The sequence below is a fragment of the Morganella morganii genome (genome assembly GCF_019243775.1).
Lineage (GTDB): Bacteria > Pseudomonadota > Gammaproteobacteria > Enterobacterales > Enterobacteriaceae > Morganella > Morganella morganii.
Map to the genome: position 1 here is coordinate 3,631,747 of NZ_CP069157.1, position 26,726 is coordinate 3,658,472.

Here is a 26,726-nt window from a genome sequence, read left to right on the forward strand (position 1 = left end):
AAAGAGGCTTTCAACTGACGCATTGCTGCTATTTTACGCTCTTTGATACTCATTTTTTTTTATCTCAGAAATGTCGCGTTTTGAGTACATACCCTTTCCCCCCTTCACCAAGGCCCGCTTTTATTTCTGATAGTACGTTATCATGTCCGTGCTGTAAAATTCTGTCATAGTAGCGTTTTAACTTATCATTCTCTGCAATCATAAAATAAACCTTCGCAGCATATTGCTGACAATGCAGAATCACAATTCGTTGCAGGGCAACAGCCAGATCCTGAACAAATCCATAACGCCGTGAACACATTCCTCTTTCCGGTACCTGATAGAACGTTGAGTTTAAAAAATTATCTTCGCGATCAAACTTCAGGTCATAGCATCGTTCCGGAAGCCTGAACCCCGCCTCTGCACTCCGGAACGCCGAATATGCCGCATCAGTAATGTCGACCGGACTAAAAATAACCACAAAATCAAACCCATCGACAGAGAAGCGATAGAGATGAACATAAAAACTGCCATGAAGAAATTCTTCAAATCTGCCTGAAAACCGAATTGCCATTGCTTTACTGAGACTAGATAAACGTCCGGCAAACCTATCACAGTAAATATAGTAATAAAATATACAAATCAGTTAGTTAAACATGTTACCGTGATGGATTTACTGCATTTCCCGGAAATCATTCAGGGTTTTCGCCAGCCGTTTCATTCCTTCATCCACATCGGCTTTTTCAATAATCAGCGATGGCGTGAAACGCAGAACATTGGTACCGGCGTTAAGCAGCATCAGGCCGTTTTTGGCTGCCAGCCCCAGCAGGGTTTTTGACTGATCGCGGTAAATGCCCGCCAGTTCGGCACCAATCAGCAGCCCTTTCCCGCGGATCTCCGCAAATGCACCGAATGTACTGTTCAGAGATTGCAGTGCATCCGCAAACCACTGATGGCGCTCATTCACCCCCGCCAGCAATGCCGGGTCGTTGATCAGATCAAAGGCCGCATTACCGACCGCACAGGCCAGCGGGTTGCCGCCGTAGGTTGTACCGTGCGTACCGGGTACCATCACCTGTGCAATGTCCTGTTTTGTCAGCATGGCACTGATCGGGAAACCGCCGCCCAGCGCTTTGGCCGTGGTCAGAATATCCGGCTCAATGCCGTAATCCATATAGGCAAACAGTTTGCCGCTGCGCCCCATCCCGCTCTGCACTTCATCAAATACCAGCAGCGCCTGATGTTTATCACATAATTCACGCAGGCCCTGCATAAAGGCCGGTGTGGCAGGTGTGATCCCGCCCTCGCCCTGGACAGGTTCCAGCACCACGGCACAGGTGTGATCATCCATCACTGCTTTGACAGCATCAAGGTCGTTAAAAGGCACATGAATAATATCTGCCGGTTTCGGCCCGAAGCCATCAGCATATTTCGGCTGACCACCGACAGAAACGGTAAAGAGTGTCCGGCCGTGGAAGCCGTGATGGAAAGCGATAATTTTGGTTTTATAAGGATGATGACGGGTCAGTGCATAATGACGCGCCAGTTTGAATGCGGCTTCATTTGCCTCCGCACCGGAGTTGGCAAAGAAAACCCGTTCCGCAAACGTATGTTTTATCAGCTTCTGCGCCAGTATCAGCGCCGGTTCATTAGTAAAAATATTGCTGACATGCCAGAGCGATTCACTCTGGGCTTTCAGGGCCGCGATCAGTGCCGGATGACAATGGCCCAGCGCCAGTACGGCAATACCACCGGCGAAATCAACATATTCAGTGCCGTTCTGATCCCACACCCGGCTTCCCTGACCTCTGACAGGAATAAAATCAGCCGGTGCATAAATTGGCAGCATCACTTCATCATAAGTGCCGCGCGTAACCGCATTCTGTTTTGTCATCGTTCCTTACCTGATCTATCCACAAGTGAAAATATAATCACCAAATATGAATAAAAAATCAAATCAAAACGAATGAAAAAACAGAACCGAGGATAAAATAAGCGATAACTGATTAGTATTTCAGGAAATTATTCAGGAGTTCATGCCCCTGTTCACTGAGAATACTTTCCGGATGGAACTGCACACCTTCAATCGGCAGGGTTTTATGGCGGATCCCCATGATTTCATCCACATTGCCGTCATGCAGACTCCATGCGGTAACCTCAAACGAGGCAGGCAATGTTTCCGGGGCAATCACCAGCGAGTGATAGCGGGTGACGGTCAGCGGACGGTTCAGCCCTTTGAACACACCCTGCTGATTATGATGGATTGCTGTGGTTTTGCCGTGCATCACTTTACGCGCCTTCACCACCTGCGCGCCGAATGCCTGGCCGATAGCCTGATGCCCGAGACACACCCCGAGGATCGGGATTTCACCGGCGAAATGGCTGACCGCATCCAGTGAAATACCGGCTTCTGACGGCGTGCAGGGACCCGGTGAGATCACCAGGTGAGATGGCGATAATTGCTCAATATCACTGAGGCTGACGGCATCATTTCGTTTAACCTGTACATCTGCACCTAACTCACAGAAGTATTGATACAGGTTATAAGTAAATGAGTCATAATTATCGATAATTAATAGCATGATTATCTATATCCGACTGATATATTTATCTTTTTTATTTTCAAACTGCTGTATCAGGCACACGTTGACAATACCCTGCAACCCCGGGGGATTGCACAGACAGTTTCATGAAGCGGGCTATAATACCACAGCCGGACAGAGAAAATAGCCCGAATGCGGCATGGTGCCGCAGAGGCAGATATCGTCTTATTCAGACTATCAGGGAGTTTGACATGCTTACGGGGAATATCCGGAAATATTCCCCTTAGTCTGCACGAAAATACGGTTTATTTTACGATAGTTGCAGAAATAATTTTGATCGGTGTCGATGGCACGTTCTGGTACGGACCGATGTTTTCTGTCTTCACTTTTGAGATTTTATCGACAACTTCCATGCCGTTCACGACTTTACCAAACACAGCATAGCCGAAATCACGCTGGCCGTGGTCGAGGAATGCATTATCCGCTACGTTAATAAAGAACTGGCTGGTTGCACTGTCTTTATCTGCGGTACGCGCCATCGCAATGGTGCCGCGCAGGTTACGCAGGCCGTTATCCGCTTCATTTTTTACCGGCGGGCGGGTCTGTTTCTGGTTCATATCCGCCGTAAAGCCGCCGCCCTGCACCATAAAGCCCGGGATGACACGGTGGAATGTTGTATCGTCATAGAATTTATCGGTGACATACTGTTTGAAATTTTCCACAGTCTGCGGCGCTTTTTCATTATCCAGCGCAATTTCAAAATCGCCTGCGGTGGTGGTAAATTTAACATGCGTCTGCTCCGCCGCGAACGCCAGCGACGTTGCACTGAGGGTACAGGCTGCCACAAATGTAACTAAAACACGTTTTAACATTCCCAATTCCTTTCAACGAAATAAACTGACACTAATCTTACCGATTTTAATGGGCAATGGCGCTGAGCGCCACAGATTTACTTTAATTTACCTTTACTGCCGGGATAACTAATTAATATAAGAATTTTTCACGTATTTGTACTGATGATATTCTGCGCACAGCCCGTAATTTAGTAAAATAAGACGGAACCGTTCATTCTGCTGATGCTTTTATTGCATTTAACGCGTAAATATAAATATCATATTGATTTTTATGCGTAAATTTCATTTTCTGATGAAAAATTCAACTTATGCCAAATAAAAAATAACACCTGCCTGTATAACCGATAATAAACCGCTCTGTTTTTTTATCTTTTTGCGCGTAAATATCCGTGTTTTTTCCACCGGGAAGACTTTGTTTTTTCCGGATTATATCGGTTACCACACACAGCCCGATTATTGTTATTACTTTTTTCCGCTCTGAGAATAAACAGACACAGTAATCTGTCTGCCACAGTTCTTAAACAACAGGCATTAGGCTATAATCATCCCGGTTTCGACCTGAGGAGAACAGATTTTGACCATTAAAACGCACAACTACCAAGCGACCCATTTTGTCATCAGCGCACCGGATATCCGCCATTTACCGGAAGATACGGGGATCGAGGTGGCGTTTGCCGGTCGCTCCAATGCCGGAAAATCGAGTGCACTGAATGCACTGACACAACAAAAAAGCCTGGCACGGACCAGTAAAACCCCGGGACGCACCCAGCTTATTAACCTGTTTGAAGTCACTGAGGGCTGCCGTGTGGTTGACCTGCCGGGCTACGGTTACGCCGAAGTACCGGAAGCGATGAAACGCAAATGGCAGGCAGCGCTGGGTGAATATCTGCAAAAGCGCGACTGTCTGCGCGGTCTGGTGGTGCTGATGGATATCCGCCATCCGCTCAAAGACCTGGATATGCAGATGATTGAATGGGCTGTGGCTATGCAGGTACCGGTTCTGGCACTGCTGACCAAAGCCGACAAACTGGCCAGCGGCGCACGTAAAAAGCAGCTGATGGCGGTGCGTGATGCACTGACTGATCTGAGTGAAACCGGCGATATTCAGGTGGAATATTTCTCCGCCCTGAAAAAAATCGGCATTGATAAATTACGTCTGAAACTGGACACCTGGTTCAGCGAAAGCGACGCAGAGTGATCCTCTGAAATATCCGCTCATGAAGAAGCCCGCGACAGCGGGTTTTTTTATGCAAAAAAAAATGCTCCGGTCAGACATTGTCTGACCGGAGCAGCTAATATTCAGCTAAATCCGATTACGTGAAGTAAAAGGTCTGAAAGATAGAACATCTTACCTCTGTACCCTACGCGAATAACTTTACCGCAAATTTGCCGACAAAAAAACCTTTTTTGTAATTTTTTTTCAGATTGCGCACGATTCAGCTTGTCATAAAACCGTCAAATTCCTTCCAAATGTACTTTAATTACATATTTATGCGATCTGGATCTATAGGTAGTCCGGGACTGTCCGCACAAAATAGCAACAAAACAGCACAAATGATGCCGTTTTCACACCATACTGTTATGATAGTCTGAGCGCATCCGGGAGTACGTCTCCCCATAATTTTTATTTATATTAGTGAGTTAGCTATGGCATTACTGACATTACGGCATTTTCCTGATCCCTGCCTGCGGGAAACGGCCCAACCCGTCACGGTTTTTGATGACGAACTGAAAACATTTGTCACGGATATGACAGAAACCATGTATGCCGAACGGGGCATCGGCCTTGCCGCGCCGCAGGTGGGTGTCTGTAAGCGTGTGATTATCGTCGATGTCTCTGAAAACCGCGATCAGCCGATGGCGCTGATTAATCCGGAATTTATTCAGTGCGACGGCGAAATGATGATGATGGACGGCTGTCTGTCCCTGCCGGAGAGTTATACGGAGACACAACGCTACTCCGCTGTTACTGTCCGTTATCAGGATATAAACGGTGCAGAACATACCCTTGAGGCGGAAGGATTACAGGCGGGCTGCCTTCAGCATGAAATCGACCATCTCAACGGCAAGTTATTTATCGATCATCTCTCGCCGCTGAAGCGCCAGCGCATTGAGAAAAAAGTGAAGAAAACCCTGAAAATGCGGGAAGAAAACGCCTGACAGACCCGCTCCGGGGCCAATGCCTTTACGCTATAGATTTCAATTTGTGGCAAGGCAGCAAAGGAAGAAATCCGGGGAGCATACATCAGTATGTGGCCCGGATTTCTGAGCATGCCCAACGCAGCTACGGATTGAAAGATGACGCGTGATCAAACAAACACGATTCAGAGCACAATGCCTTTACGCTATAGATTTCAATTTGTGGCAAGGCGGCAAAGGAAGAAATCCGGGGAGCATACACCAGTATGTGACCCGGATTTCTGAGTGCGGCCAACGCGGCCATGGATTGAAAGATGACGCGTAAATTAGTGGGCTTCGTCCCAGTTGGCGCCTACCCCCGCTTCTACTTTTAACGGCACATCAAGTTTCATCGCGGCTTCCATCAGCCCGCGGATCTTCTCTGCCATCTCAGCCTGTTGTTCTTTTCGTACTTCAAACACCAGTTCATCGTGCACCTGCATAATCATCAGCGCATCGATGTTCTCTTTTTGCAGCCAGTCATCCACGGCAATCATCGCTTTTTTGATGATATCTGCTGCGGTGCCCTGCATCGGGGCGTTGATCGCCTCGCGCTCAGCCGCCTTGCGGCGCATACCGTTACGGGAATTGATTTCCGGCAGCCAGAGACGACGGCCTTCCAGCGTTTCCACATAGCCTTTTTCTGCCGCGTGTTCACGGGTGCGGGCCATATACTCCAGCACGCCCGGATAGCGTTCAAAATAGAGGTCCATATAGCGCTGTGCTTCACCGCGCGGGATCCCCAGCTGACGTGCGAGACCAAATGCACTCATGCCGTAAATCAGGCCGAAGTTAATAGCCTTCGCGCTGCGGCGCTGATCCGCCGTCACTTCGTCCAGCGGCACACCAAACACTTCGGCGGCGGTGGCGCGGTGGATATCCTTGCCTTCGGCAAAGGCTTTCAGCAGCCCTTTGTCCTGTGACAGATGCGCCATGATGCGCAGTTCAATCTGAGAATAGTCCGCGGCCATAATGCAGTAGCCGTCACGGGCAATAAATGCCTGACGGATACGGCGGCCTTCATCGGTTCTGACCGGAATATTCTGCAGGTTCGGGTCACGGGAAGAAAGACGGCCGGTCGCGGTCACTGCCTGGTGATACGAGGTATGCACACGGCGGGTTTTCGGATCCACCATCAGCGGCAGTTTATCGGTATAGGTGGTTTTCAGTTTGGACAGGCCGCGGTGTTCGAGGATCACGCGCGGCAGTTCATGGTTATCCGCCAGCTCTTCCAGCACTTCCTCATTGGTTGACGGTGCACCGCCCGGAGTTTTCTTCACCACCGGCAGATTCAGTTTTTCAAACAGAATAGTTTGCAGCTGCTTTGGTGAAGAGAGGTTGAACTCCTCTCCGGCAATCGCAAACGCCTGTTTTTCCAGCTCATCCAGACGGGCTGTCAGCTCCACTGACTGTGCGGCAAGCACATTGGCGTCAATCAGAACCCCGGTCCGTTCCATACGGGAGAGCACCGGCACCAGCGGCATTTCGATATCCTGATAGACATGCAGCAGCGATTTTTCGGCTTCCAGCTGCGGATACAGCGCCTGATGCAGCAGCAGTGTGATATCCGCATCTTCCGCCGCATAATTGGCCGCTTCTTCCAGCGGGATCTGATTAAACGTCAGCTGCTTTTTGCCTTTCCCGGCGATATCTTCAAAGGTGGTGGTTTTGTAATTCAGATGACGGTCGGCCAGGCTGTCCATATCATGACGTCCGGCGACACTGTTGAGCACATAGGATTCCAGCATGGTATCGAAGGCGATTCCGCGCAGTTCCACACCGTAATTTTCCATAATCCCACGATCAAATTTCAGGTTCTGACCGATTTTCCGTATTTTTTCATCTTCCAGAATCGGTTTCATCACCCGCAGCACCTGCTCAGTCAGCAACTGATCCGGCGCATCCAGATAATCATGACCAATCGGCACATACGCCGCATGGCCTGCTTTCGCCGCAAATGACATCCCGACCAGACGCGCGGAGAGATTATCCAGACTGTCGGTTTCGGTATCAAACGCAAACTCACCGGCTTCACGCAGGATTTGTGCCCAGCGGTTCAGCGCCTCTTCATCGAGAATAGTTTCATAGTTTTCACTACTGATTTCCGGCGTGGCTGCCGGGGTCTGTACTGCGCCGGTTACAGCTGCTTTTGACGGCGCGCTGCGGGTACTTTTCTTCGCCAGCCAGCCGCCGTTTTCCAGATCACTTATCCAGCGTTTAAATTCATACTGTGTGAATAATGCATGCAGCTTATCTAAGTCCGGTTCCGTCAGTGCCAGGGAATCCCAGGTGCAATCGAGTTCCACATCGGTTTTGATGGTCGCCAGAGTGTAAGAGAGATATGCCATCTCTTTATTGGTTTCCATCTTCGGTGCGAGGGTTTTGGCACCACGGAAGCTCAGTCCGGCAATTTTATCCAGGTCCGCATAAATATCATCCAGGCTGCCCAGCCCCTGTAATAAGGCCTGAGCGGTCTTCTCGCCGACGCCCGGCACGCCCGGGATGTTATCGGAGGAGTCGCCCATCAGCGCCAGATAATCAATAATCAGTGACGGCGGAACACCGTATTTGGTTTCCACCTCTTCCGGCCCGAGAATGGTATTGTTCATGGTATTGATCAGGGTGATATCCGGGGTCACCAGCTGCGCCATATCTTTATCACCGGTACTGATCAGCACGGCACGGCCTTCTGCCGCCGCCTGTTTCGCCAGTGTCCCGATAACATCATCCGCTTCCACGCCGGAAACAGATAACAGCGGCATCCCCATCGCGACGACCATGTCATGCAGCGGCGCTATCTGCTCACGCAGATCATCCGGCATCGGCGGGCGGTGTGATTTATAGGCTTCAAACAATTCATCACGGAATGTTTTACCTTTGGCATCAAATACCACGGCAACATGGCTGGGTTCATACTGCATTATCAGGCTGCGCAGCATATTCAGCACGCCGTACATGGCACCGGTCGGTTGTCCGGCGCTGTTAGTCAGCGGAGGGAATGCGTGGTAAGCACGATAGAGGTACGATGAACCATCGACTAAAATCAAAGGGTTGTCTGCAATCTGAGCCATAATTGCCTTCACAGTATTAAATGGATTCTTGCGGGTAGCATGCCACAGACTGCGGCATCAGACGACTATTATCAGCCTCAGCCGTTAATCTTCCCGCACTCAGAACAGGACAGGTTTGCCCTGGAAATAAAAAATAACAAGCTGTGGATAACTTTGTGGGTAAATTTATGAACCCTATGTAAATCACTGTCTGCAGCGCGATATGCCTGAATCTCGTTCAAAAAAATCAATAGGTTATAAACGAATACCGCAAGATAATCTGCCGTTGTAATCACTTGATTAATGTGGATAGTAAAAAAGCAATGGCGTTACCGCCATTGCTTCCCGGAGATACAGATGCTGTGATCAGTTCTGTTTGATCAGATAATTGACCGTATCAGAGAACGCTTTACCGTATTCATTCACATCTTTGACTTCCAGACCGGCGTTGTTGATCTGGTATTTACCTTTGACAAAGACTGCCGGCACACCGCGTAATTTGTAATCCGCAGCCGCTTTCTGCTGCTTGGCAATCAAGGATTTCACAAAGATACTGTTCGCGGCGGAATCATAATCCTCGCCGGTCACACCAGCTTTGATAAAGGCGTCACGGACATCAGCAGGCGTTTTAATTGTGCCGGTTTTCTGAATGCCTTCGAACAGGAGCGGAGTCACTTTGTCCTCAACACCCATCGCCATTGCCACAGACCATGCTTTGGTCAGTTCAGGCCCCATCGGACCGCCGAGGAAATCAACATGATAACGTTCATGTTTCGCCCCTTCCGGCAGGTTTTTGCTGATGGATTCCGGTACTTTGAAGTTTTCTTCAAACTGGTAGCAGTGCGGGCAGTAGAAGGAGAAAAACTCCACCACGTCAGGCTGATTTGTTACCGGTGTGCTCAGTTCGGTGTACTCTTTTCCCGATACCGGGTTTGCAAAGACACTGAATGACATCGCAAATCCAATCAGCGCTAACCAAAGTTTCTTCATCTTTATCTCTCCTGAAAATCAATAAGGCAGAAAGCGCGTCAGCGGAGGCTCCGCCAGTACGGCTGTCTGTTCAGTCATCAGTGATTGCTGCTGTGACCAGAAATCACCTTCCGCCATCCACGGAAATGCCCGGGGAAAAGCGGGATCCTGCCAGCGGCGTGCCACCCAGGATAAAAAATGAACCATGCGCATGGCGCGCAGCGGTTCAATCAGTGCCAGCTCCCGCGTATCGAAGTCACAAAACTCCTGATAGGCATCGAGCAGAATATCCAGCTGATAACGGCGCGAATCCGTATCCCCGCTGAGCAGCATCCACAGATCCTGCACTGCCGGACCGTTGCGGGCATCATCGAAATCCACCAGCCACGGTTCATCACGCCATAAAATATTACCCGGATGACAATCCCCGTGCAGGCGAATGGCGTGCCAGTCGTCGTGCCAGCGGGCGGATGTCTCACGGATCAGGGTATCCAGTGTCGCGATAAAGCTGTCACGACGCGCCTGCGGGATCAGCGGGCACTGCGCGAGGATTTCACGCGGTGTCAGCAGATATTCCTGCAGTCCGATCGCCGGCCGGTGCTCAAAACAGCGTTCCCGGCTTATCTGATGCAGCCGTCCGAGCAGCCGCCCGGTGCTTTCCAGCTGATCAAGATTATCCGTCTCATACGCCCGTCCGCCGACCGACGGAAACAGCGCGAACAGATAACCGTCCTGTGACAGCAGCGTGTCGCCGTCAAAGGCCAGCGGTGCCGCGACCGGCAGCCCGGCCTGAGCCAGTGTCAGGGTCAGGTCGTGCTCCTCACGGATCTGCGCCTCATTCCAGCGGGCCGGACGATAGAATTTCACCACATAGCGGGTACGGTTTTCATCCGTAAACTGATATACGCGGTTTTCATAGCTGTTCAGTTCCGTCAGACCGGAATCAAGCCAGATACCGTAACGGCTCAGGCTGTCGATCAGGCGGTCAGGCCGGAAATCCTGAAAAGTGAAAACCGGCGGGGTAATCGTCTGCATTACTCTTTGATGATGCCGCGTGCACGTAACAGGGCGGTTTTAAAATCTTCTTCGTAATCTTTTTTCAGACCCGGAATGGCGTCTGTTGCCTCAGAGCCGCGCATTTTCAGGTGATAAATAAGAATATCATCGGTCAGATCAGATAATTCACCCTCAAACCCGGCTTCGTCAGCCAGTTTCTGTAACATCTGCATCAGGTTCAGATCAGAATGTTGCTGCCAGACAGGGTGCAGAAGTTCGATAACCTCATTAAGACGATGACATTTCATAATAAATTCCTTATAAGCAAGATCGTAACACATTACCAATTATCCGCCGCTCCGGAAAGAACAGGACTGTCAGGATGCGTAAATATTGGCAGGCTGTAATAACTGCGGCGTATTATCCGTGATTATAACGACCATTGCATTGATATTCGCGCTCACTATACCGGAATCCTTGTTAAGATAAGTTCAGAATATTTATCAGAGATTGTCAGAGAAACTGAAAATGATGATGCAACTCAGCGGCTGTATTCTTGCCGGCGGCCGGGCCACTCGGATGCAGGGACAGGACAAAGGTCTGGTATTACTGGGCGGGATCCCGCTTTATCAGCACAGTGTAAAACTGCTCGCCCCGCAGACAGACGATATTTTTATCAATGCCAACCGCAATACGCAGGATTATCACGCCACCGGCCTGCGGGTGGTCGCCGATACATTACCGGATTTTCCGGGCCCGCTTGCCGGGATGCTCGCCGGTCTTGAAAATGCCCTGCACGACTGGGTGCTGTTCGTACCCTGTGATGTACCGCAGTTCCCGGCGGATCTGGCAGAAAAACTCTGGCAGCAGAAAGGTGATGCCCTGTGCGCTTATGCCTGTGATCACCAGCGGGCGCATCCGGCCTTTGCGCTGTGTCACCGCTCGCTGATCACGCCGCTGACAGAATACCTCACCGGCGGTGATCGCAAACTTCTGCTGTTTATGGATAAAATCGGCGCCAAAGCCGTCACATTTGATGCAAATCCCGGCGATTTTATTAATCTCAATACCCTTGCCGAGTGCCGGGAATGGGAAAAACAGCACCGGCTGCCGCACCCGGTACCGCTGCTGGCCGTCACTGCCTACAGTGGCACCGGCAAAACCACACTGCTGAAAAAGCTGATCCCGCAACTGCGGGAAAGCGGGCTGCGCATCGGTCTGGTCAAGCACACGCATCACGATATGGATGTGGACACCCCGGGGAAAGACAGCTACGAACTGCGTAAAGCTGGTGCTTATCAGACGCTGGTGGTCAGTCAGGAGCGGTTTGCACTGATGACCGAAACCCCGGGTGGCGCGGAGCCTGATCTGATGCAGCTGGCCGCCCGCTTTGATACACGGGAGCTGGATCTTATCCTGGTGGAAGGGTTCAAGGGGGAATCCGTACCGAAAATCGCCCTGTTCCGCGATGTGACTGACCGTCCGTATCAGACACTGCTGGATGAATTTGTTATTGCGTTTGCGTCAGATAAGCCACGGCTGGATGTTACTGTACCGCAGTTGGATATCAACAATATCACTGCCATCCGTGACTTTATTGTCAGTTGGCTGGAACACCATCCGTAATCGTCACTCATATCGGGCCTGACATAAAATCATGTTACCCGGCCCGATATGAGTCTCATCTGCATGCTCATACTTTTTATCCTGAAAAAACCATTTAATATTATTATTTCCTCTTTAAAAATAGAGAAATATTGAATATGACGTTATTTGATCTATCCTGAAAACGTATTTGTTGTATTTCCTGAAACAAAAAACGAGGTTTATTTATCATGAAAAAGTATTTCGTCACCGCGTGTCTGGTTGCTGCAAGTGCATTTTCCTCAGTGGCTCTCGCTGAACCTGCTGATATTCAGGTACCCGATAAAATGACCTGCAAAGAATTCGTTAATCTGAACCCGCAAAGCTGGGCGCCGGTTGCCTGTGGGTGATCAGCAAAGACACACAATACCCGGGCGGTGACTTTGTGGCACTGTCAGAAAAAGGGGTTGCAGAAGCACCAAAAATTGTTGAATTCTGTAAGAAATTCCCGGAAGGCACCCTTCAGGATTACCTGGCTGCCCGCAATAAATAATCTCTGAAAATAAATAATGAAACGCCGGAGATATATTCCGGCGTTTTTATGCCACTATTCCGGCAAACTTTCCGCTGCATATTTGCTACAGTATATCTTTCAGCCGCTTTATCGGATAAAAGATATAATGAGTGACGAACTGATTCTGGTCGATGAACATGATAATACCCTCGGGTATGACGAAAAACTCCGCGTTCATCAGCTCGGATTACTGCACCGTGCGTTTTCTGTATTCCTGTTTAATGATGCGGGTGAGCTGCTGATCCAGCAGCGCGCACTCAGCAAATACCACTCCGGCGGATTGTGGGCCAACAGCTGCTGCAGTCATCCCCGCCGTGGTGAATCGCTGGAACAGGCGACACAGCGCCGTCTGCAGGAAGAGCTGGGGATCACCAGCCCGTTACAGGCCGCCGGCCATATCATTTACCGTGCGGATGTTCCGCCGTCACTGACTGAACATGAATATGATCACCTGTTTACCGGTCACTATAACGGCCCGTTTTCCCTGAATCCGCAGGAAGTCGCTGCCGTGCGCTGGATATCACTCACTGACCTGAAAAAAGAGATGCATGACCATCCGCAGCAATTTGCCGAATGGTTTAAGGTCATCGCCAAAAAATTCCCGCTATTACAGATAACAACCTCATGACGCTGATAACAGAAGAACGTGCGCCTTCCGCGCAGGAGTACTGCGCGCTGCGCATTAAAGCCGGATTGTCGGCAAAATCACTGAAAGCCGCTGAGATCGGGCTGCATCGGGGGCTATCTTACATCCGCCACACTCGAAGGTTCCTATATCCCGATGGTCGCGGATAAACCCGGTTTCTATGAAAAGCCCGGCTGGAAATCGGTCGGCCCGGCATCAGAGGGGATGTCGAAGAAGTTCGGGTGACCGTCAGCTATTCAGAATAGATACCGGTTGCCAGCTGCAGATCCCGTAATGTAATCATCAGCAGCATCGGGTCAGCCGGTGACGGCATAAAACCGGTATGCTCATAAAAACGTCTGGCATTATCAGACAGAGCACGGACAACAATACCGCGGATACCCACAATCCCGGCTGCCTGCAAGACCCGCAGTGCGGCATCTTTTATCAGACCCCGTCCGATCCCTCTGCCTTTTACGCTTTCATCAACAGCAAGACGTCCCGGCAGAATAACCGGAATTTCCGGAGGCATATTACGTCTGAAGCGTCCCGCCGCCTGTGAACAGGTAATAACACCTGTCGATAATGCATAATAGGCCATTATCCGGTTATGGTGGCAGACGACAAATGTCCGTGAAGCGCCTCACCGGACTGTGGTGCCATATCCAGTCTGGTAATAAACTGCTGATAGACATCGGTACTGACATCAATAACCCGTAAATCTGCCAGTGTTTCTTCGGCGGCACGCCGCGCAGCTTCCAGTACGAACTCGGTTCTGTTTTTACCGGCAGCATGCGCTGCGCGATCAATCAGAATTTTATCTTCCGGTTTGATGCGTAAATTCAGTGTTGAACGGGTGATATTCACGCCGGACACAGGATGCTGCTCATCTGTGTGTTTTGTCATATCCTCCTCCGGAATAATGTTACATCCTTTTAAACATAGTACGGTGTAGTGTCATTGTCATTACGTAAAATAAAGCAGGCCGGACATCGTCACGGCCTGCTTTGCAGACATCAGTATCAATTACTGTGCCATCAGCGCATTGTCACAAACTCTTCCGCTGCTGTCGGGTGGATTGCCACGGTATTATCGAAATCTTTCTTGGTGGCGCCCATTTTCAGTGCAACCGCAAAGCCCTGCAGGATTTCGTCCATACCGTAGCCGATGCCGTGGATACCAACGATTTTTTCGTCTTTACCCGCACACACCAGCTTCATTTTGCATGGCTGGCGGTGGCTGGTGACAGCGGTATACATGGCGGTGAAAGAGGATTTGTAGCATTTCACATTATCCGCGCCGTACTGCTCAATCGCCTGTGGTTCTGTCAAACCCACGGTGCCGATAGCCGGGTGGCTGAAGACAACAGTCGGGATATTGGTGTAATCCAGGTGCTCGTCCGGCTTGTTGTTAAACAGGCGCTCAGAGAGACGGCGGCCTGCGGCAACCGCAACCGGCGTCAGTTCGACAGCGCCGGTGTTATCCCCCACCGCATACACGCCCGGAACCGACGTGTTCTGGTATTTATCCACCTGAATATAACCACGGTCGTTAAGTTTCACGCCGGTCACATCCAGATTGATGTTGTCTGTTGCCGGTTCACGGCCGATAGCCCAGATCAGGCAATCTACAGTCTGCTCGTGGCCGTTTTCCAGTTGCAGGGTCAGGCTGCCGTCAGCATTTTTCACAACTGCTTTCGGTACAGAGTTGGTGTGCAGTGACGGCCCTTCGGTGTTCATCACCTCGACCAGCGTTTCCGTAATCAGCGGATCAAAATTACGCAGCGGTGCATGTTTGCGGACGAACAGATGTGTTTCGCTGCCCAGTGCATTCAGCACCCCGGCCAGTTCCACGGCGATATACCCGGCACCGACCACCGCCACACGTGACGGCAGAGCTTTCAGTGCGAAGAAACCATCAGAATCAATCCCGTATTCCGCGCCCGGGATGGACGGCGGAACCGGACGGCCGCCGGTGGCGATCAGGATATGATCCGCGGTGTACGTTTCACCGTTCACTTCTACCGTGTGCGCATCTTTAAAACGGGCAAAACCGGTGATCACATCCACTTTGTTATTGCCGAGAACGCGCTCATAAGACTGGTGAATACGATCAATATACGCAGAACGGCTTTCCAGCAGTTTGTCCCAGCTGAAATGATTGATGGTGGTATCGAACCCGTAATCCGGGCCGTACTGGCGGATAGCTTCCGCAATCTGCGCACCGTACCACATCACTTTTTTCGGGACACAACCGACGTTAACACACGTGCCGCCGAGCGCTTTTGCTTCAATCAGGGCACATTTCTGCCCGTACATTGCTGCCCGGTTTACAGACGCAATACCGGCACTGCCGCCGCCGATTGCAATATAATCGTAATGTTTGCTCATAGTTGGCTCGTTCCATTTATCAGTCAATACATAAACACCCGCTGCCGTCATGCCCGCAGCGGAAACGAATTATTCCGGTGTGATCCATTCAACCAGTGTATGCCCTGTACCTTCCGGTACCAGCACGTTATGCAGCCACGGCAGCACAGATTTCATCTGCGATTCCAGCTTCCACGGCGGGTTAATCACAATCATGCCGGATGCGGTCATACCGCGCTGATCACTGTCAGGGCGCACCGCCAGCTCGATTTGCAGAATCTTGCGGATCCCGGTTGCCTGGAAATCTTTTACCATCCGTTTGATCTGCTGGCGCAGCACCACCGGATACCAGACCGCATAAGTCCCGGTCGCAAAACGGCGGTGACCTTCCTGAATCCCTTTCACCACGGCCTGATAATCACTTTTCAGTTCATACGGCGGGTCAATCAGCACAAATCCGCGCCGGGACAACGGCGGTAACTGTGATTTCAGCTGCTGATAACCATCTTCCCGCACCACACGGGCGCGGTTATCGCGGCTAAATTCATTGCGCAGCAGCGGGAAATCAGACGGATGCAGTTCGCTGATATTTAATTTGTCGTGATCACGCAGCAAATGTGCGGCGATCAGCGGCGAACCCGGATAAAAACGCAGGTCACCACGCGGATTCAGTGCACTGACGGCTTCAAGATACGTTTTCAGTTCTTCCGGCACCGATTCCTGTGCCCAGATACGGGCGATCCCTTCCAGGTACTCCCCGGTACGCTCCGCATGCTCACCACTGAGCTGATAACGCCCGGCGCCGGCGTGCGTATCCAGATACAAAAAGGGTTTGTCTTTCTCTTTTAATGATTCAATGATCAGACTCTGGACGGTGTGTTTTAACACATCCGCATGGTTGCCGGCGTGAAAGCTGTGGCGGTAACTAAGCATACAAGGGCCTCAGATGGTCGGGTGTGCACCACCCGGAACAAGAATATCAGTACAGATTGAAGTGCTCAGTATAACCTGATTTCGGCAGGAAAGAACCAATGCCCTTTCCTCATCTGTGCGGCGTGATAATGAACCATTGTCATTATTGATAGTCATAAAATGACGACTAGTATAAATAACGAGGTAAACATGACACGTTTTACAACTGCTGCACTGGCTCTGGGTGCATTACTGGTAAGCACCTCCGCGCTGAGTGCGCAGAATGGCTGTGACATCAAAAAAAGCAAAATTCAGGAGCAGCTCAGCTACGCCAAAGCTCACGGCAATACTCACCGTGTGCAGGGGCTGGAGCGGGCTTTGCAGAATGTGAATACTTACTGCACACCAAACAGCCTGCGTGATGATGCCCGCGATGAAGTCAGTGACCGGACAAAAGAAGTGGCAGAGCGCAAAGCCGATTTACAGAAAGCCATCGATAAAGGCGATATCAGTAAGATTGCCAAACGCGAACGCAAACTGGCCGAAGCCGAAGCGGAATTAAAAGAAGCACAGGCGGAACTGGATTCATTATTAAAGTAATCATACCGCTGCCGGTTTTCTGACAACAGAAACCGGCAAACAGTATTAAAACGCTGTTGCTCTTACCTGCCCGAAATAATTAGTCAGCTGAAAGCGGACTTCAAAATAAGGCCCTTCCGGTTTATAAACACACCCGGTAATAAGCAGCAGAATAACCGGTATCAGCAAACAACGGTAAATTCCCCGGTTATTTCCGGGAAAGACACATTTATTATTCATATTGTGAACATCTTATAAATTGGTATTTATTTTAATTATTCTGAGAAGAAATAAGCGCGGCTAATTACATATTATTATCCCGGTTAATCAATCGGGAAATTCTGAAGCCCGTTATACCGGAACCTGAATTGTTCATCCGGTGAGTCCTGTAGTAAACTTAAACGGAATCAATTTCCGAATAAGCGAGGATACATGACCCGGGAAAACGACACACCGGAAGATGACAACAGCACATCATCATTAAAACCCCTGCGGAAGAATTTTGATGAAGGGTTAAAACAGGGAAAAAAAGCCCTGAAATGGAGCGTGAAAGCCGGAAATTATATCCGCAATATTCCGTTTATTGCCCATCTGATCCGCACCGCCACCCGCTTTAATGACAGAATGGGCAGCCCGTTCGGTGCAGCGATTACCTATTTCTCGTTTTTATCCATGATCCCGATTCTGATGGTCTCTTTTGCCGCCGCCGGTTATGTGCTGGCCTTTAATCCGGAACTGCTGACTAAACTTATCCGTGGTGTCGCCAACAGTATCAGCGACCCGACACTCGCCGCCACTATTGAGCGCAGTATTGATACCGCAATCCGCCAGCGTGCAACCGTCGGGTTAACCGGTCTGGCACTGGCACTCTATTCCGGGGTGAACTGGGTGGGCAATCTGCGGATGGCTATCCGGGCACAGTACCACGACCAGTGGGAGCCGGATATTGAAGTGAAAGAGAATATGTTCCTGCGCTATCTGCGGGATTTCCTGGCGCTGATCGGTCTGCTGGTGGCGCTGGTGGTTACTCTCTCGCTGACCTCAATTGCCGGTGCCGCGCAAGCCCGGATTGTCGCGTTTCTCGGCCTGGATGCTGTCGAATGGCTGCGTCCCGCCTGGACAACTATCGGCCTGACCATCTCCATCCTTGCCAACTATCTGCTGTTTACCTGGATTCTCTGGATCCTGCCGCGCATGAAGCTGAGCCGCCGCTCCCTGCTGAAAGGCACACTGCTGGCCGCAATAGGCTTTGAGATCCTGAAAACCATTATGACCTGGCTGCTGCCGAATATGGCGGCCTCCCCGTCCGGTGCTGCGTTTGGTTCCGTTATCGGCCTGATGGCCTTTTTCTATTTCTTCGCGCGCCTGATCCTCTTTTCTGCCGCCTGGATTGCGACTGATATCCAAAAAAACAAAACCGCCTGAGATTTTGGCTGCAATATGGTATGAATATCAGTCAGTGTAACGGATACTGAACCGTTACCGGCTGATATTCAGACAGTTGCAGACAACCACATCTATCAGGAGCCTCTATGCCATTCATCAATATCCGCATCACCAAAGAAGGTGCGACCGCAGAACAAAAGCAAAAACTGATTGAAGGTGCCACACAATTACTTGTTGATGTACTGGGAAAAAACCCGGCTTCAACCTTTGTGATTATTGATGAGGTGGAAACAGACAACTGGGGTGTCGGCGGACAGAGTGTGACGAAACTGCGCGCTGACGCGAAGAAATAATCATGCCGGCGCGGAATTTATCAGCCCTGCTGCAGGATGTTCAGCCGGACGGTTTTGCCACGGCATTCTGTTTCACCGGCGAAGGGTGTGAATTGCCGGACGGTGCGGCACACGGCGGACTGAGCAAAAACGACAGCACGCCGGTCACCCCGGATACCCCGGTGCGGATCGCCAGTAATACCAAAACGTTTACCGCGGCGGCAGTGCTGCGCCTGTATGAACAGCAGAAGCTCAGTCTCAGTTCACCGGTCGCGCCGCTGCTCTCCCCGCAGTATGTCCGCTGGCTGACAGAGGCGGGTTATGATCTGAATACCATCACGGTGCAGCATCTGCTCAGTCACAGCAGCGGGCTGTATGATCATGCCGATGAGAAGTATATCCGTGATGTGCTCGCCGACCCCGGCCATCTCTGGACACGGGATGAGCAGATCCGCCTGTATGTCAGCCGGGGCTATCCGCTGATGAAACCGGGCCTCTGTTTCCTCTATTCCGATACCGGGTATCTGCTGCTGGGCGATATTATTGAGCGGATCACACAACTGCCGCTGGCACAAGCGGTCCGGCAGTTGCTGCGCTTTGATGCACCGGGCATGGAATCCGCTTACTGGGAACTGGAAGAACCGGCGCCGGCGGGTCTTCCGCCACGGGCGCATCAGTATCTCGGTAATATTGACGGGGAGACCATCAGTCCGACCATGGATCTGTGGGGCGGCGGCGGGTTGATTATGTCGGTAAACGCCCTGGCGGTGTTTATGGCAAATCTGTTTGAGGGCCGTATTTTTGACAAGCCGGACACCCTTGAAACCATGCTGAAACCGGGCAGCCATGACGGTGCGGAAGATTACCGCTGCGGGGTGATGGTGACAGAGCGGGACGGCCAGACACTCTGGTATCATTTGGGATTCTGGGGAACCGCAGCTTACTATCACCCGCAGAAAAAAATCGCGGCGGCGGGCTTTGTGAATAACAGGGACACCCGGCCGTGGCTGATGAATCTGCTGGAAAGCAGCTTGTGTCAGGACGATGAATAGCCATTAAAAAAGGGTATCTGAAAGATACCCTTTTTATTTCATACCATTACCCGAAATCAGGCACTGACACCGTCGGTGTTGTTATCTGCCGCCGGTGGCTCGGCATTGCCGTTTTGCCCGCCTTTTTTAGCCGGAGCCGGTGCTTTTGGTTCTGCCGGTTTCGCTTCCTGTGACGGCGCTGCCGCTTCCGGGGTTACCGCCGGGGCTTTGGCCTGCTCTGCGGCGGCTTTTTCTGCCGCTGCTTTTTCGGCTGCCGCTTTCTCAGCGGATTCCGCATCCGCCGCAGCCTGTTTCTCTGCCGCAGCAACCGCTTTCTCCGGATGCATTATCTTATCGAACTGAGCACGCAGCTGATCCACATTCATTTCTGTCTCACCTTTCGGCTGAGTAAAGAAGAATGCGGTATCCTGTTCTAAAATCGCATGAATTTCTGCGTTCAGCACATCCGGTGTCAGGTTATTCAGGAACGCCTGACGCAGACGCTGGTACTGCTCCGGCGGAATATCAATGATATTACTCTGCTGGGACATCAGACGCTGGTTGATCAGGATATCCGTGGTGGTCCGGGCATAAATAGCAAACAACTGCTGAAGCTGAGCCTGTTTCATGGCAATCAGCGCATCAAAATTCTCAGCGGAAATCCCTTTTTCTTTCAGCACAGCCAGTTCACCGGCCAGTTCAGAGACAATCACCGGCATTTTTTCATTCGGCGCACGCAGGCTGAGCATACAGCTGGCACGCTGATACTGCATCCGGCAATCCATATTCATGGCCATGAATTTTTCATTTTTCTTGCCGATGCCCTGCTGTAATACACCAAAAAGTGCCTCACGGGCGAGGTCATTTAACCAGTAGCGGTTCAGTGCATCTGAATCTTTGACGGAAGACCAGTTCAGATCCCAGACCAGCGCCAGCATATCGTCTTTCTGATTTTCATTCACGGCATGGACTGAGCGTGGTTTCATCGGCGGTAGTGTGGCGACACTGACCGGTGTCTGACGCTTACCTTCCAGAGAGCCGAATGCTTTGCTGATGCCGTCTTCCAGCGCGCGTTTATCAACCGGCCCGGCAACATACAGTGTCGCCATATCCGGTGTGTACCAGCGCTGATAGAAACTGTTCAGTGCCTCAACATCAATTTTGCCCGCAGGCGGCGACACCGGGTCAAACCCCTGGAGGGTGGTGCCTTTTAACCGGGCACGCCAGATAGGATCATTGATATTCGGCGGATAAGTGGCGACCGGAGAATCCGGCGCGGCCAGAGCGGCAGTAACAGTTTCCTGATTAAAAATTCCATGACCTGAGACATCCGCCATCCAGCTCAGTGCCGCTTTCAGCACTTCAGGATTATTATTCGGCAGGCTCAGGTTATAGAGTGTGAAATCATAGGAAACAATCGCCGGCGGCAGCGGCATATCCGGGCTTATACCATTACGCAGCAGGTTCGATAACTGCTGTGTGTTCAGGCTCTGGCTGTTAAACATCACCACTTTCGGGATGAGGTAAGCGAACCCTTTTTCAGCCGGTTTTTCCATCATGGAGCCGGTCTGAACAGAAAGGCGCATCTGTATGCGGTCATTCGGGCGCTGCGGCGTCTGAAGCAGCTGCCAGCTGAATCCGTTTGCCAGTTTACCCTGCTGCCATGCCGGGTCCGGCTGTAATGCTTCTGCGTGTAACTGAGATGTGACGGCAATCAGGACGCCACCGAGTAAAACACGTAAATAAGAGCGTTGCATGCTAACCTCTTTTAATATGAATCCCTGGTATGCCTTCTTCTGAGGTTTACCACTGATGCCGGAAATACTGTTATGTCAGACGATACGTACAGGCAAAAACTGACCGGCTTCCGGGACGCCCTTTTGATTCGTCTGGGTTTAGACAGCAAACCGTCCGGGAAGTTTTATGATGACTCCGTTTTATGTTTGTTCAGCTGGTTCCGGTACCCCTTCGCCAGCAAACCAAGTTCATCATCCTCATGATATGCTGAACAACTGAGCTGCTCTGCAGGCTCATCACTGTTCAGCTCACGGGCCATATTACGCAGCGGCCGCACGATCAGGCGGTTAATACACCAGCTTATCGCGATCACCAGCACCAGCGCCAGTAACAGATAACTGGTCACCATCAGTGCCACGACATTCATCGCGAAGCGGTATATGCGGTTATCATCCACCTGAAGAATAAGATAACCCTGCGGGGGTTTGCCGGTATGTGCCACGCCGTAGGCGTAAAGCGGAACCTTAATCTCAACCGGGATCCCGAAAATCATTTTTGCTGTGCCGGGAATAGGACGGTGTGTGGCAAAATCCAGGCTTATCACCTGAACATTTTCCGGCGTCATCACAATCGCGCGTCCTAAAATCCCGCTGGCCCGCAATGTTATCAGCGTCGATTTTATTGCGTTTAAGTCCGACCCTAACAAGGCATCTGCCAGCGGTTTCCTGACCTGTACTGACGAATTATAAAGCTGATTGATGTAATCATCTTTCCGCTGTTGTATCAGATGTGATAACAGAAGCGTCATAAAAAGTGCGATCGTCACCAAAGTCACCGCAGCGACAACTGACATCTGTTTGATAGTCAGTGACTTTCTGACTTTTACACGCATATTCCACGCCTTTCGTTACAATTCAGTTATCACATCTTTCGCCATACGCAGTGATTATACGTCATCATTGTGCTTTGTGCTGATCTAATCTCACCCGCCAGACAGCAAAAAGCGATAACGGAGCCCTCCATTATCGCTGTTTGTCTTCAGTTAAAACATGTTTTTCTGTAATTTACTGTAAAACAGAATGTTATGCGGAAATTTTTGCCTCTTCTTCCCTGTCCACCGCGAAACAGGCAATCAGCTGTCCGCCGTAGGATTTAAGCTCCGGACGGAACTGAGTACAGGTGCCAAATGCATGACGGCAGCGGGCGGCAAAGGCGCATCCCGGCGGCGGATTCAGCGGGCTCGGCAGCTCGCCGGTCAGTTTTATCCGCTCGCGGCGCTGTGCCGGATTCAGCCTCGGTGTCGCGGAGAGCAGAGCCTGTGTGTAAGGATGGCGCGGATTCTCAAAAATCTGCGCTTTGGTACCTTTTTCCACACAACGTCCCAGATACATCACCATCACATCATCCGCGATATGTTCCACCACAGATAAGTCATGAGAAATAAACACATACGACAGACCCAGCTCATCCTGAAGATCCATCATCAGGTTCAGCACCTGAGCGCGGACGGATACATCCAGCGCGGATACCGGTTCATCGGCAATCACCACATCCGGATCCAGCATCAGCCCCCGGGCAATGGCAATACGCTGGCGCTGACCGCCGGAAAACATATGCGGATAACGGCTGTAATGCTCAGTTTTCAGGCCGACTTTCGCCATCATCGCCAGCACTTTCTCTTTGCGCTCTGCCGCGCTGAGAGAGGTATTGATAACCAGCGGCTCTTCCAGAATCTGCCCGACTTTTTTACGCGGATTAAGCGAGCCGTACGGGTTCTGGAACACAATCTGGATTTTCTGCCGCCGCAGTTTCTCCGCATGTTTATCTGCCACCAGCAGATCCTGCCCCTGGTAGAACAGCTCCCCGCCGGTCGGTTTTTCAATCATGGTCAGCAGACGGCCGAGTGTCGATTTCCCGCAGCCGGACTCCCCGACCACCGCCAGGGTTTTCCCGCGATTCAGATCAAACGATACGCCGTCGAGGGCTTTCACCATCCGCTCCGGCGAGAAAAAGCCTTTCTTCACCGGATAATATTTTTTCAGATCACTGACATGTAACAGCGGCTGTGTGGTTTCACTCATGGCCCGGTCTCCCTTCATCATCCAGCGGGGTATGACATTTCACCTGACGCGCCCCGACAGTACGCAGTTCCGGTTCCGTGCTGCGGCATAAATCCGTGGCATACGGGCAGCGCGGGTTCAGCAGACAACCTTGCGGCCGGTCATATTTACCGGGCACAACTCCCGGAAGTGATGCCAGACGGCTCTTGTTACCGGCGAATTCCGGCAGCGCCCGTAATAGTGCCTGAGTATACGGATGACGCGGCGCGCGGAAGATATCCGACGCCTTGCCGGACTCCGCCACCTGCCCCGCATACATCACAATAATGTGGTGAGCGGCTTCCGCCACCAGCGCGAGGTCATGGGTGATCAGCACCAGTGCCATGTTTTCCTGCTGTTGTAACTCGAGCAGCAGTTCAATGATCTGCGCCTGAATGGTCACATCCAGCGCCGTTGTCGGTTCATCGGCAATCAGCAGCTTAGGACGGCAGGCAATCGCCATCGCAATCATCACCCGCTGGCTCATCCCGCCGGATAACTGATGCGGATAAACATCCAGCCGCGATTTCGGATCCGGGATACCGACCAGCGTCAGCAGGTCGATAGTCCGCTGTAACCGGGTTTTCCGGTTGCCGCCCTGGTGAACTTTCAGGGCTTCCATGATCTGATATCCCACGGTATAGCAGGGATTCAGGCTGGTCATCGGATCCTGGAAAATCATTGCCACATCCGCGCCCACCAGCTCGCGCCGCTCTTTTTCTGAGATGGTCAGCAGATGGCGGCCGTCAAACTCAAGGTTATCCGCCATCACCCGGCCCGGGAAATCAATCAGCCCCATAATCGCCAGTGAACTGACGGATTTACCGGAGCCGGATTCCCCGACAATCCCGAGCACTTCACCTTCCTCAACCTGATAGCTGATCCGGTCAACGGCGCGGAATGGCATCTCTTTTTCACCGAAGTGAACAGATAATTTATCAACTGTTAATAACGCCATGTCTGCACCTCTACTGCTTAAGCTTAGGATCAAGGGCATCACGCAATCCGTCGCCCATCAGGTTAAACGCCAGTACTGTCAGTAAAATCGCCAGGCCCGGGAAGGTCACCACCCACCATGCGCTCTGCGTAAACTGTAAAACATCGGACAGCATGGTTCCCCACTCCGGTGTCGGCGGCTGTGCGCCCATCCCGAGGAAACCTAATGCGGCCATGTCCAGAATAGCGTTGGAGAAACCCAGAGATGCCTGCACAATCAGCGGCGCCAGGCAGTTCGGCAGAATATTGACAAACATCTGGCGCACCGGGCCTGCGCCCGCCACCGCAGAAGCGGTCACATAGTCGCGGCTCACTTCCGTCAGCACCGCCGCGCGGGTCAGACGGATATAGTGCGGCAGTGCCACGAAAGTCAGCGCCAGCGAGGCATTAACAATCGACGGACCGAAAATCGCCACCAGCACCAGTGCCAGCAGCAGGCTCGGCAGTGCCAGCATGATATCGACGATACGCATGATCAGGGCATCAACCCAGCCGCCGAAATACCCGGCAGCGAGGCCAATCACCACCCCCAGCAGCAGCGACAGCGCTACCACCAGACAACCGACCAGCAGTGAAAGCCGTGCGCCGTACATCAGGCGCGACAGAATATCGCGGCCGATATCATCAGTACCGAGAATAAACTGCCATGAGCCGCCTTCCTGCCAGACCGGCGGTTGTAATAAATGATCACGGAACTGCTCATCCGGCAGATGCGGGGCGAGCAGCGGGGCAAAAACGGCGATCAGCAGCATCAGCAGAATATAGATCAGGCCGATCAGCGCGCCTTTGTTGCGCCGGAAGTAGTGCCAGAATTCGCGCAGCGGGGAAAGCGGCTCAGGCGCGCGGGTCACGGTAGTATTTGTCGTCTCAGACATTGTGCGCTCCTGTTATTTTTTATGACGGATCCGCGGGTTAACGACGCCGTAGAGTAAATCCACGCACAGGTTAACCAGGATAATCAGAATGGCGATCAGCAGAACGCCGCCCTGCACAACCGGATAGTCGCGGCGCTGAAGGGCATCAATCAGCCAGCGGCCGATACCGGGCCAGGAAAAAATCGTTTCGGTCAGAATCGCCCCGGCCAGCATCACGCCGACCTGTAAGCCGATAACGGTCACCACCGGCAGCAGCGCGTTGCGCAGTGCATGCACCACAATCACGCGGATGCGGCTCAGCCCCTTGGCGCGGGCGGTACGGATATAATCCTCACCCAGCACTTCCAGCATTGCCGAACGGGTCATACGGACAATCACCGCCAGCGGGATGGTACCGAGCACAATGGACGGCAGAATAAGATGCATCACCGCATCATGAAAATCGCCGTCCTCACCCCAGATCAGGGTATCAATCAGCATAAATCCGGTCAGCGGCTGACTGTCGTCGAGGAACACACTGTCCGATAAGCGCCCCGACACCGGTGTCAGATCGAGATTCACCGACACCAGCATGATCAGCATGATGCCCCACCAGAAAATCGGCATGGAATAGCCGGTCAGGGAGACCCCTATAGCGGTATGATCAAAGATTGACCCGCGTTTGACGGCCGCCAGTACCCCGACCGGGATCCCGACAGAAATGGCGAAAATCATGGCACAGGCAGCGAGTTCCAGCGTGGCTTTAAAGCGGGGAACAAACTCTTCCCACACCGGCTGACGGCTCTTCAGAGAGAGGCCGAGGTCACCGTGCAGGACACCGTTGATATAATGAAGGTACTGTTTCCAGTAGGGCTGATCCAGCCCCAGGGCCGCCATCAGTTGAGCGTGGCGTTCAGGGGAAATTCCCCGCTCACCCGCCATGATAGTGACCGGGTCTCCCGGAATCAGATGAACAAATATAAACGTCAGTAACGTGATACCGATAAATGTCGGTATTACCATCCCGACCCGTCGGAGGATAAATTGCAGCATATCCCTGTTTCTCTTGTAATGGCCGC

General features: G+C 51.7%; 27 protein-coding genes and 2 pseudogenes. 10 read left to right on the forward strand and 19 right to left on the reverse strand.

What is annotated here, in order from left to right; all coding sequences use genetic code 11:
* Positions 1 to 64: 64 nt before the first annotated feature.
* From JL661_RS17355 to ppiA, 4 genes are all read right to left on the reverse strand, one after another.
* Complete coding sequence (locus tag JL661_RS17355; RefSeq protein WP_036421231.1) at positions 65 to 553, reverse strand: hypothetical protein; 489 nt, start codon at positions 551 to 553, stop codon at positions 65 to 67.
* A gap of 99 nt (positions 554 to 652) precedes the next feature.
* On the reverse strand, positions 653 to 1,873 hold the full coding sequence (gene argD / locus JL661_RS17360) for a bifunctional acetylornithine/succinyldiaminopimelate transaminase (protein ID WP_036417386.1): 1,221 nt from the start codon (positions 1,871 to 1,873) through the stop codon (positions 653 to 655).
* Positions 1,874 to 1,985: 112 nt separating this feature from the next.
* Positions 1,986 to 2,561 carry an aminodeoxychorismate synthase component II gene (locus tag JL661_RS17365; protein ID WP_004236520.1) on the reverse strand — a complete coding sequence of 192 codons (576 nt, stop codon included), beginning with the start codon at positions 2,559 to 2,561 and terminating at the stop codon, positions 1,986 to 1,988.
* 266 nt (positions 2,562 to 2,827) lie between these two features.
* Positions 2,828 to 3,394, reverse strand: a complete 567-nt coding sequence (gene ppiA / locus JL661_RS17370; RefSeq protein ID WP_004236521.1) for a peptidylprolyl isomerase A — start codon at positions 3,392 to 3,394, stop codon at positions 2,828 to 2,830.
* A 556-nt stretch (positions 3,395 to 3,950) separates the two neighbouring features.
* On the opposite strand from ppiA, the gene yihA reads away from it, so the two are divergent.
* Positions 3,951 to 4,574, forward strand: a complete 624-nt coding sequence (yihA, locus tag JL661_RS17375) for a ribosome biogenesis GTP-binding protein YihA/YsxC (protein ID WP_004236522.1) — start codon at positions 3,951 to 3,953, stop codon at positions 4,572 to 4,574.
* A 101-nt stretch (positions 4,575 to 4,675) separates the two neighbouring features.
* Here the strand turns inward: yihA and spfP are convergent, their stop codons facing one another.
* Complete coding sequence (gene spfP / locus JL661_RS18745) at positions 4,676 to 4,723, reverse strand: small protein SpfP (protein ID WP_438361642.1); 48 nt, start codon at positions 4,721 to 4,723, stop codon at positions 4,676 to 4,678.
* Between the two features lie 300 nt (positions 4,724 to 5,023).
* Here spfP and def point away from each other — a divergent pair, with 300 nt between their 5' ends.
* Positions 5,024 to 5,536 carry a peptide deformylase gene (gene def, locus JL661_RS17380; protein ID WP_036413535.1) on the forward strand — a complete coding sequence of 171 codons (513 nt, stop codon included), beginning with the start codon at positions 5,024 to 5,026 and terminating at the stop codon, positions 5,534 to 5,536.
* A gap of 305 nt (positions 5,537 to 5,841) precedes the next feature.
* Here def and polA read toward each other — a convergent pair whose 3' ends face one another.
* The 4 genes from polA to JL661_RS17400 form a co-directional block, all read right to left on the reverse strand.
* Positions 5,842 to 8,625 (reverse strand): DNA polymerase I, encoded by a 2,784-nt coding sequence (gene polA / locus JL661_RS17385; RefSeq protein ID WP_062773291.1) that lies wholly within the window; start codon positions 8,623 to 8,625, stop codon positions 5,842 to 5,844.
* A gap of 345 nt (positions 8,626 to 8,970) precedes the next feature.
* Positions 8,971 to 9,594, reverse strand: coding sequence for a thiol:disulfide interchange protein DsbA (gene dsbA / locus JL661_RS17390; RefSeq protein WP_004236525.1), 624 nt, complete (start codon positions 9,592 to 9,594; stop codon positions 8,971 to 8,973).
* 18 nt (positions 9,595 to 9,612) lie between these two features.
* On the reverse strand, positions 9,613 to 10,599 hold the full coding sequence (locus tag JL661_RS17395; protein WP_370531212.1) for a serine/threonine protein kinase: 987 nt from the start codon (positions 10,597 to 10,599) through the stop codon (positions 9,613 to 9,615).
* Positions 10,600 to 10,607: 8 nt separating this feature from the next.
* Entirely contained in the window at positions 10,608 to 10,877 is a 270-nt protein-coding gene (locus JL661_RS17400; RefSeq protein WP_004240741.1) for a YihD family protein, read from the reverse strand.
* 226 nt (positions 10,878 to 11,103) lie between these two features.
* Between JL661_RS17400 and mobA the strand changes: the two are divergent.
* The 4 genes and pseudogenes from mobA to idi all read left to right on the forward strand — a co-directional run.
* Positions 11,104 to 11,640: pseudogene (gene mobA, locus JL661_RS18505) on the forward strand (molybdenum cofactor guanylyltransferase MobA); the annotation flags it as partial.
* A gap of 36 nt (positions 11,641 to 11,676) precedes the next feature.
* On the forward strand, positions 11,677 to 12,195 hold the full coding sequence (gene mobB / locus JL661_RS18510) for a molybdopterin-guanine dinucleotide biosynthesis protein MobB (RefSeq protein WP_225310111.1): 519 nt from the start codon (positions 11,677 to 11,679) through the stop codon (positions 12,193 to 12,195).
* A gap of 209 nt (positions 12,196 to 12,404) precedes the next feature.
* Positions 12,405 to 12,706 (forward strand): annotated as a pseudogene (locus JL661_RS17410) (HdeA/HdeB family chaperone).
* 127 nt (positions 12,707 to 12,833) lie between these two features.
* Entirely contained in the window at positions 12,834 to 13,355 is a 522-nt protein-coding gene (idi, locus tag JL661_RS17415) for an isopentenyl-diphosphate Delta-isomerase (RefSeq protein ID WP_049246570.1), read from the forward strand.
* Between the two features lie 250 nt (positions 13,356 to 13,605).
* Here idi and JL661_RS17420 read toward each other — a convergent pair whose 3' ends face one another.
* The 4 genes from JL661_RS17420 to JL661_RS17435 all read right to left on the reverse strand — a co-directional run bounded on the left by JL661_RS17420 (position 13,606) and on the right by JL661_RS17435 (position 16,654).
* Positions 13,606 to 13,953 (reverse strand): GNAT family N-acetyltransferase, encoded by a 348-nt coding sequence (locus tag JL661_RS17420; protein ID WP_081113485.1) that lies wholly within the window; start codon positions 13,951 to 13,953, stop codon positions 13,606 to 13,608.
* On the reverse strand, positions 13,953 to 14,258 hold the full coding sequence (locus JL661_RS17425) for a type II toxin-antitoxin system TacA family antitoxin (RefSeq protein ID WP_062773288.1): 306 nt from the start codon (positions 14,256 to 14,258) through the stop codon (positions 13,953 to 13,955). Before JL661_RS17425 ends, JL661_RS17420 begins: the two co-directional genes overlap by 1 nt.
* 131 nt (positions 14,259 to 14,389) lie before the next feature.
* Positions 14,390 to 15,742 carry a glutathione-disulfide reductase gene (gene gorA / locus JL661_RS17430; protein WP_004236534.1) on the reverse strand — a complete coding sequence of 451 codons (1,353 nt, stop codon included), beginning with the start codon at positions 15,740 to 15,742 and terminating at the stop codon, positions 14,390 to 14,392.
* A gap of 69 nt (positions 15,743 to 15,811) precedes the next feature.
* Positions 15,812 to 16,654, reverse strand: coding sequence for a 23S rRNA (adenine(2030)-N(6))-methyltransferase RlmJ (locus tag JL661_RS17435; protein WP_036417394.1), 843 nt, complete (start codon positions 16,652 to 16,654; stop codon positions 15,812 to 15,814).
* A gap of 189 nt (positions 16,655 to 16,843) precedes the next feature.
* Between JL661_RS17435 and JL661_RS17440 the strand changes: the two genes are divergently transcribed.
* The 4 genes from JL661_RS17440 to JL661_RS17455 all read left to right on the forward strand — a co-directional run bounded on the left by JL661_RS17440 (position 16,844) and on the right by JL661_RS17455 (position 19,982).
* Positions 16,844 to 17,233, forward strand: coding sequence for a DUF1090 domain-containing protein (locus JL661_RS17440; RefSeq protein WP_004236536.1), 390 nt, complete (start codon positions 16,844 to 16,846; stop codon positions 17,231 to 17,233).
* Positions 17,234 to 17,644: 411 nt separating this feature from the next.
* Positions 17,645 to 18,637 carry an inner membrane protein YhjD gene (yhjD, locus tag JL661_RS17445; protein ID WP_049242212.1) on the forward strand — a complete coding sequence of 331 codons (993 nt, stop codon included), beginning with the start codon at positions 17,645 to 17,647 and terminating at the stop codon, positions 18,635 to 18,637.
* 107 nt (positions 18,638 to 18,744) lie between these two features.
* Positions 18,745 to 18,951, forward strand: a complete 207-nt coding sequence (locus tag JL661_RS17450; protein WP_004236540.1) for a 2-hydroxymuconate tautomerase family protein — start codon at positions 18,745 to 18,747, stop codon at positions 18,949 to 18,951.
* Positions 18,952 to 18,953: 2 nt separating this feature from the next.
* Positions 18,954 to 19,982, forward strand: a complete 1,029-nt coding sequence (locus JL661_RS17455; protein WP_049246572.1) for a serine hydrolase domain-containing protein — start codon at positions 18,954 to 18,956, stop codon at positions 19,980 to 19,982.
* Between the two features lie 56 nt (positions 19,983 to 20,038).
* Here JL661_RS17455 and JL661_RS17460 read toward each other — a convergent pair whose 3' ends face one another.
* The 6 genes from JL661_RS17460 to dppB form a co-directional block, all read right to left on the reverse strand.
* On the reverse strand, positions 20,039 to 21,718 hold the full coding sequence (locus tag JL661_RS17460) for a M16 family metallopeptidase (protein WP_062773285.1): 1,680 nt from the start codon (positions 21,716 to 21,718) through the stop codon (positions 20,039 to 20,041).
* Between the two features lie 164 nt (positions 21,719 to 21,882).
* Complete coding sequence (locus JL661_RS17465) at positions 21,883 to 22,590, reverse strand: HAMP domain-containing protein (RefSeq protein WP_004236543.1); 708 nt, start codon at positions 22,588 to 22,590, stop codon at positions 21,883 to 21,885.
* Positions 22,591 to 22,780: 190 nt separating this feature from the next.
* Positions 22,781 to 23,779, reverse strand: a complete 999-nt coding sequence (dppF, locus tag JL661_RS17470; RefSeq protein ID WP_004236544.1) for a dipeptide ABC transporter ATP-binding subunit DppF — start codon at positions 23,777 to 23,779, stop codon at positions 22,781 to 22,783.
* A complete protein-coding gene (gene dppD, locus JL661_RS17475) occupies positions 23,772 to 24,755 on the reverse strand; it encodes a dipeptide ABC transporter ATP-binding protein (RefSeq protein ID WP_024473616.1) in 984 nt (327 codons plus the stop codon). The genes dppF and dppD overlap by 8 nt, the downstream gene beginning before the upstream one ends.
* Positions 24,756 to 24,765: 10 nt before the next feature.
* Positions 24,766 to 25,668: a dipeptide ABC transporter permease DppC gene (gene dppC, locus JL661_RS17480; RefSeq protein ID WP_004236547.1), complete on the reverse strand. Its 903-nt coding sequence runs from the start codon at positions 25,666 to 25,668 to the stop codon at positions 24,766 to 24,768.
* 12 nt (positions 25,669 to 25,680) lie between these two features.
* A complete protein-coding gene (dppB, locus tag JL661_RS17485; RefSeq protein WP_015422405.1) occupies positions 25,681 to 26,700 on the reverse strand; it encodes a dipeptide ABC transporter permease DppB in 1,020 nt (339 codons plus the stop codon).
* Positions 26,701 to 26,726: the final 26 nt, after the last annotated feature.

What these genes read in the sequence shown, in the direction of transcription:
- def (WP_036413535.1), top strand. Translation starts at nt 5,024, where the DNA reads ATGGCATTACTGACATTACGGCATTTTCCTGATCCCTGCCTGCGGGAA.
- JL661_RS17355 (WP_036421231.1), bottom strand. Translation starts at nt 553, where the DNA reads ATGGCAATTCGGTTTTCAGGCAGATTTGAAGAATTTCTTCATGGCAGT.
- idi (WP_049246570.1), top strand. Translation starts at nt 12,834, where the DNA reads ATGAGTGACGAACTGATTCTGGTCGATGAACATGATAATACCCTCGGG.
- JL661_RS17420 (WP_081113485.1), bottom strand. Translation starts at nt 13,953, where the DNA reads ATGGCCTATTATGCATTATCGACAGGTGTTATTACCTGTTCACAGGCG.
- JL661_RS17365 (WP_004236520.1), bottom strand. Translation starts at nt 2,561, where the DNA reads ATGCTATTAATTATCGATAATTATGACTCATTTACTTATAACCTGTAT.
- JL661_RS17425 (WP_062773288.1), bottom strand. Translation starts at nt 14,258, where the DNA reads ATGACAAAACACACAGATGAGCAGCATCCTGTGTCCGGCGTGAATATC.
- yhjD (WP_049242212.1), top strand. Translation starts at nt 17,645, where the DNA reads ATGACCCGGGAAAACGACACACCGGAAGATGACAACAGCACATCATCA.
- gorA (WP_004236534.1), bottom strand. Translation starts at nt 15,742, where the DNA reads ATGAGCAAACATTACGATTATATTGCAATCGGCGGCGGCAGTGCCGGT.
- argD (WP_036417386.1), bottom strand. Translation starts at nt 1,873, where the DNA reads ATGACAAAACAGAATGCGGTTACGCGCGGCACTTATGATGAAGTGATG.
- JL661_RS17465 (WP_004236543.1), bottom strand. Translation starts at nt 22,590, where the DNA reads ATGCGTGTAAAAGTCAGAAAGTCACTGACTATCAAACAGATGTCAGTT.
- polA (WP_062773291.1), bottom strand. Translation starts at nt 8,625, where the DNA reads ATGGCTCAGATTGCAGACAACCCTTTGATTTTAGTCGATGGTTCATCG.
- dppF (WP_004236544.1), bottom strand. Translation starts at nt 23,779, where the DNA reads ATGAGTGAAACCACACAGCCGCTGTTACATGTCAGTGATCTGAAAAAA.
- dppC (WP_004236547.1), bottom strand. Translation starts at nt 25,668, where the DNA reads ATGTCTGAGACGACAAATACTACCGTGACCCGCGCGCCTGAGCCGCTT.
- JL661_RS17435 (WP_036417394.1), bottom strand. Translation starts at nt 16,654, where the DNA reads ATGCTTAGTTACCGCCACAGCTTTCACGCCGGCAACCATGCGGATGTG.
- ppiA (WP_004236521.1), bottom strand. Translation starts at nt 3,394, where the DNA reads ATGTTAAAACGTGTTTTAGTTACATTTGTGGCAGCCTGTACCCTCAGT.
- JL661_RS17455 (WP_049246572.1), top strand. Translation starts at nt 18,954, where the DNA reads ATGCCGGCGCGGAATTTATCAGCCCTGCTGCAGGATGTTCAGCCGGAC.
- JL661_RS17450 (WP_004236540.1), top strand. Translation starts at nt 18,745, where the DNA reads ATGCCATTCATCAATATCCGCATCACCAAAGAAGGTGCGACCGCAGAA.
- JL661_RS17460 (WP_062773285.1), bottom strand. Translation starts at nt 21,718, where the DNA reads ATGCAACGCTCTTATTTACGTGTTTTACTCGGTGGCGTCCTGATTGCC.
- dsbA (WP_004236525.1), bottom strand. Translation starts at nt 9,594, where the DNA reads ATGAAGAAACTTTGGTTAGCGCTGATTGGATTTGCGATGTCATTCAGT.
- dppB (WP_015422405.1), bottom strand. Translation starts at nt 26,700, where the DNA reads ATGCTGCAATTTATCCTCCGACGGGTCGGGATGGTAATACCGACATTT.
- JL661_RS17440 (WP_004236536.1), top strand. Translation starts at nt 16,844, where the DNA reads ATGACACGTTTTACAACTGCTGCACTGGCTCTGGGTGCATTACTGGTA.
- JL661_RS17400 (WP_004240741.1), bottom strand. Translation starts at nt 10,877, where the DNA reads ATGAAATGTCATCGTCTTAATGAGGTTATCGAACTTCTGCACCCTGTC.
- dppD (WP_024473616.1), bottom strand. Translation starts at nt 24,755, where the DNA reads ATGGCGTTATTAACAGTTGATAAATTATCTGTTCACTTCGGTGAAAAA.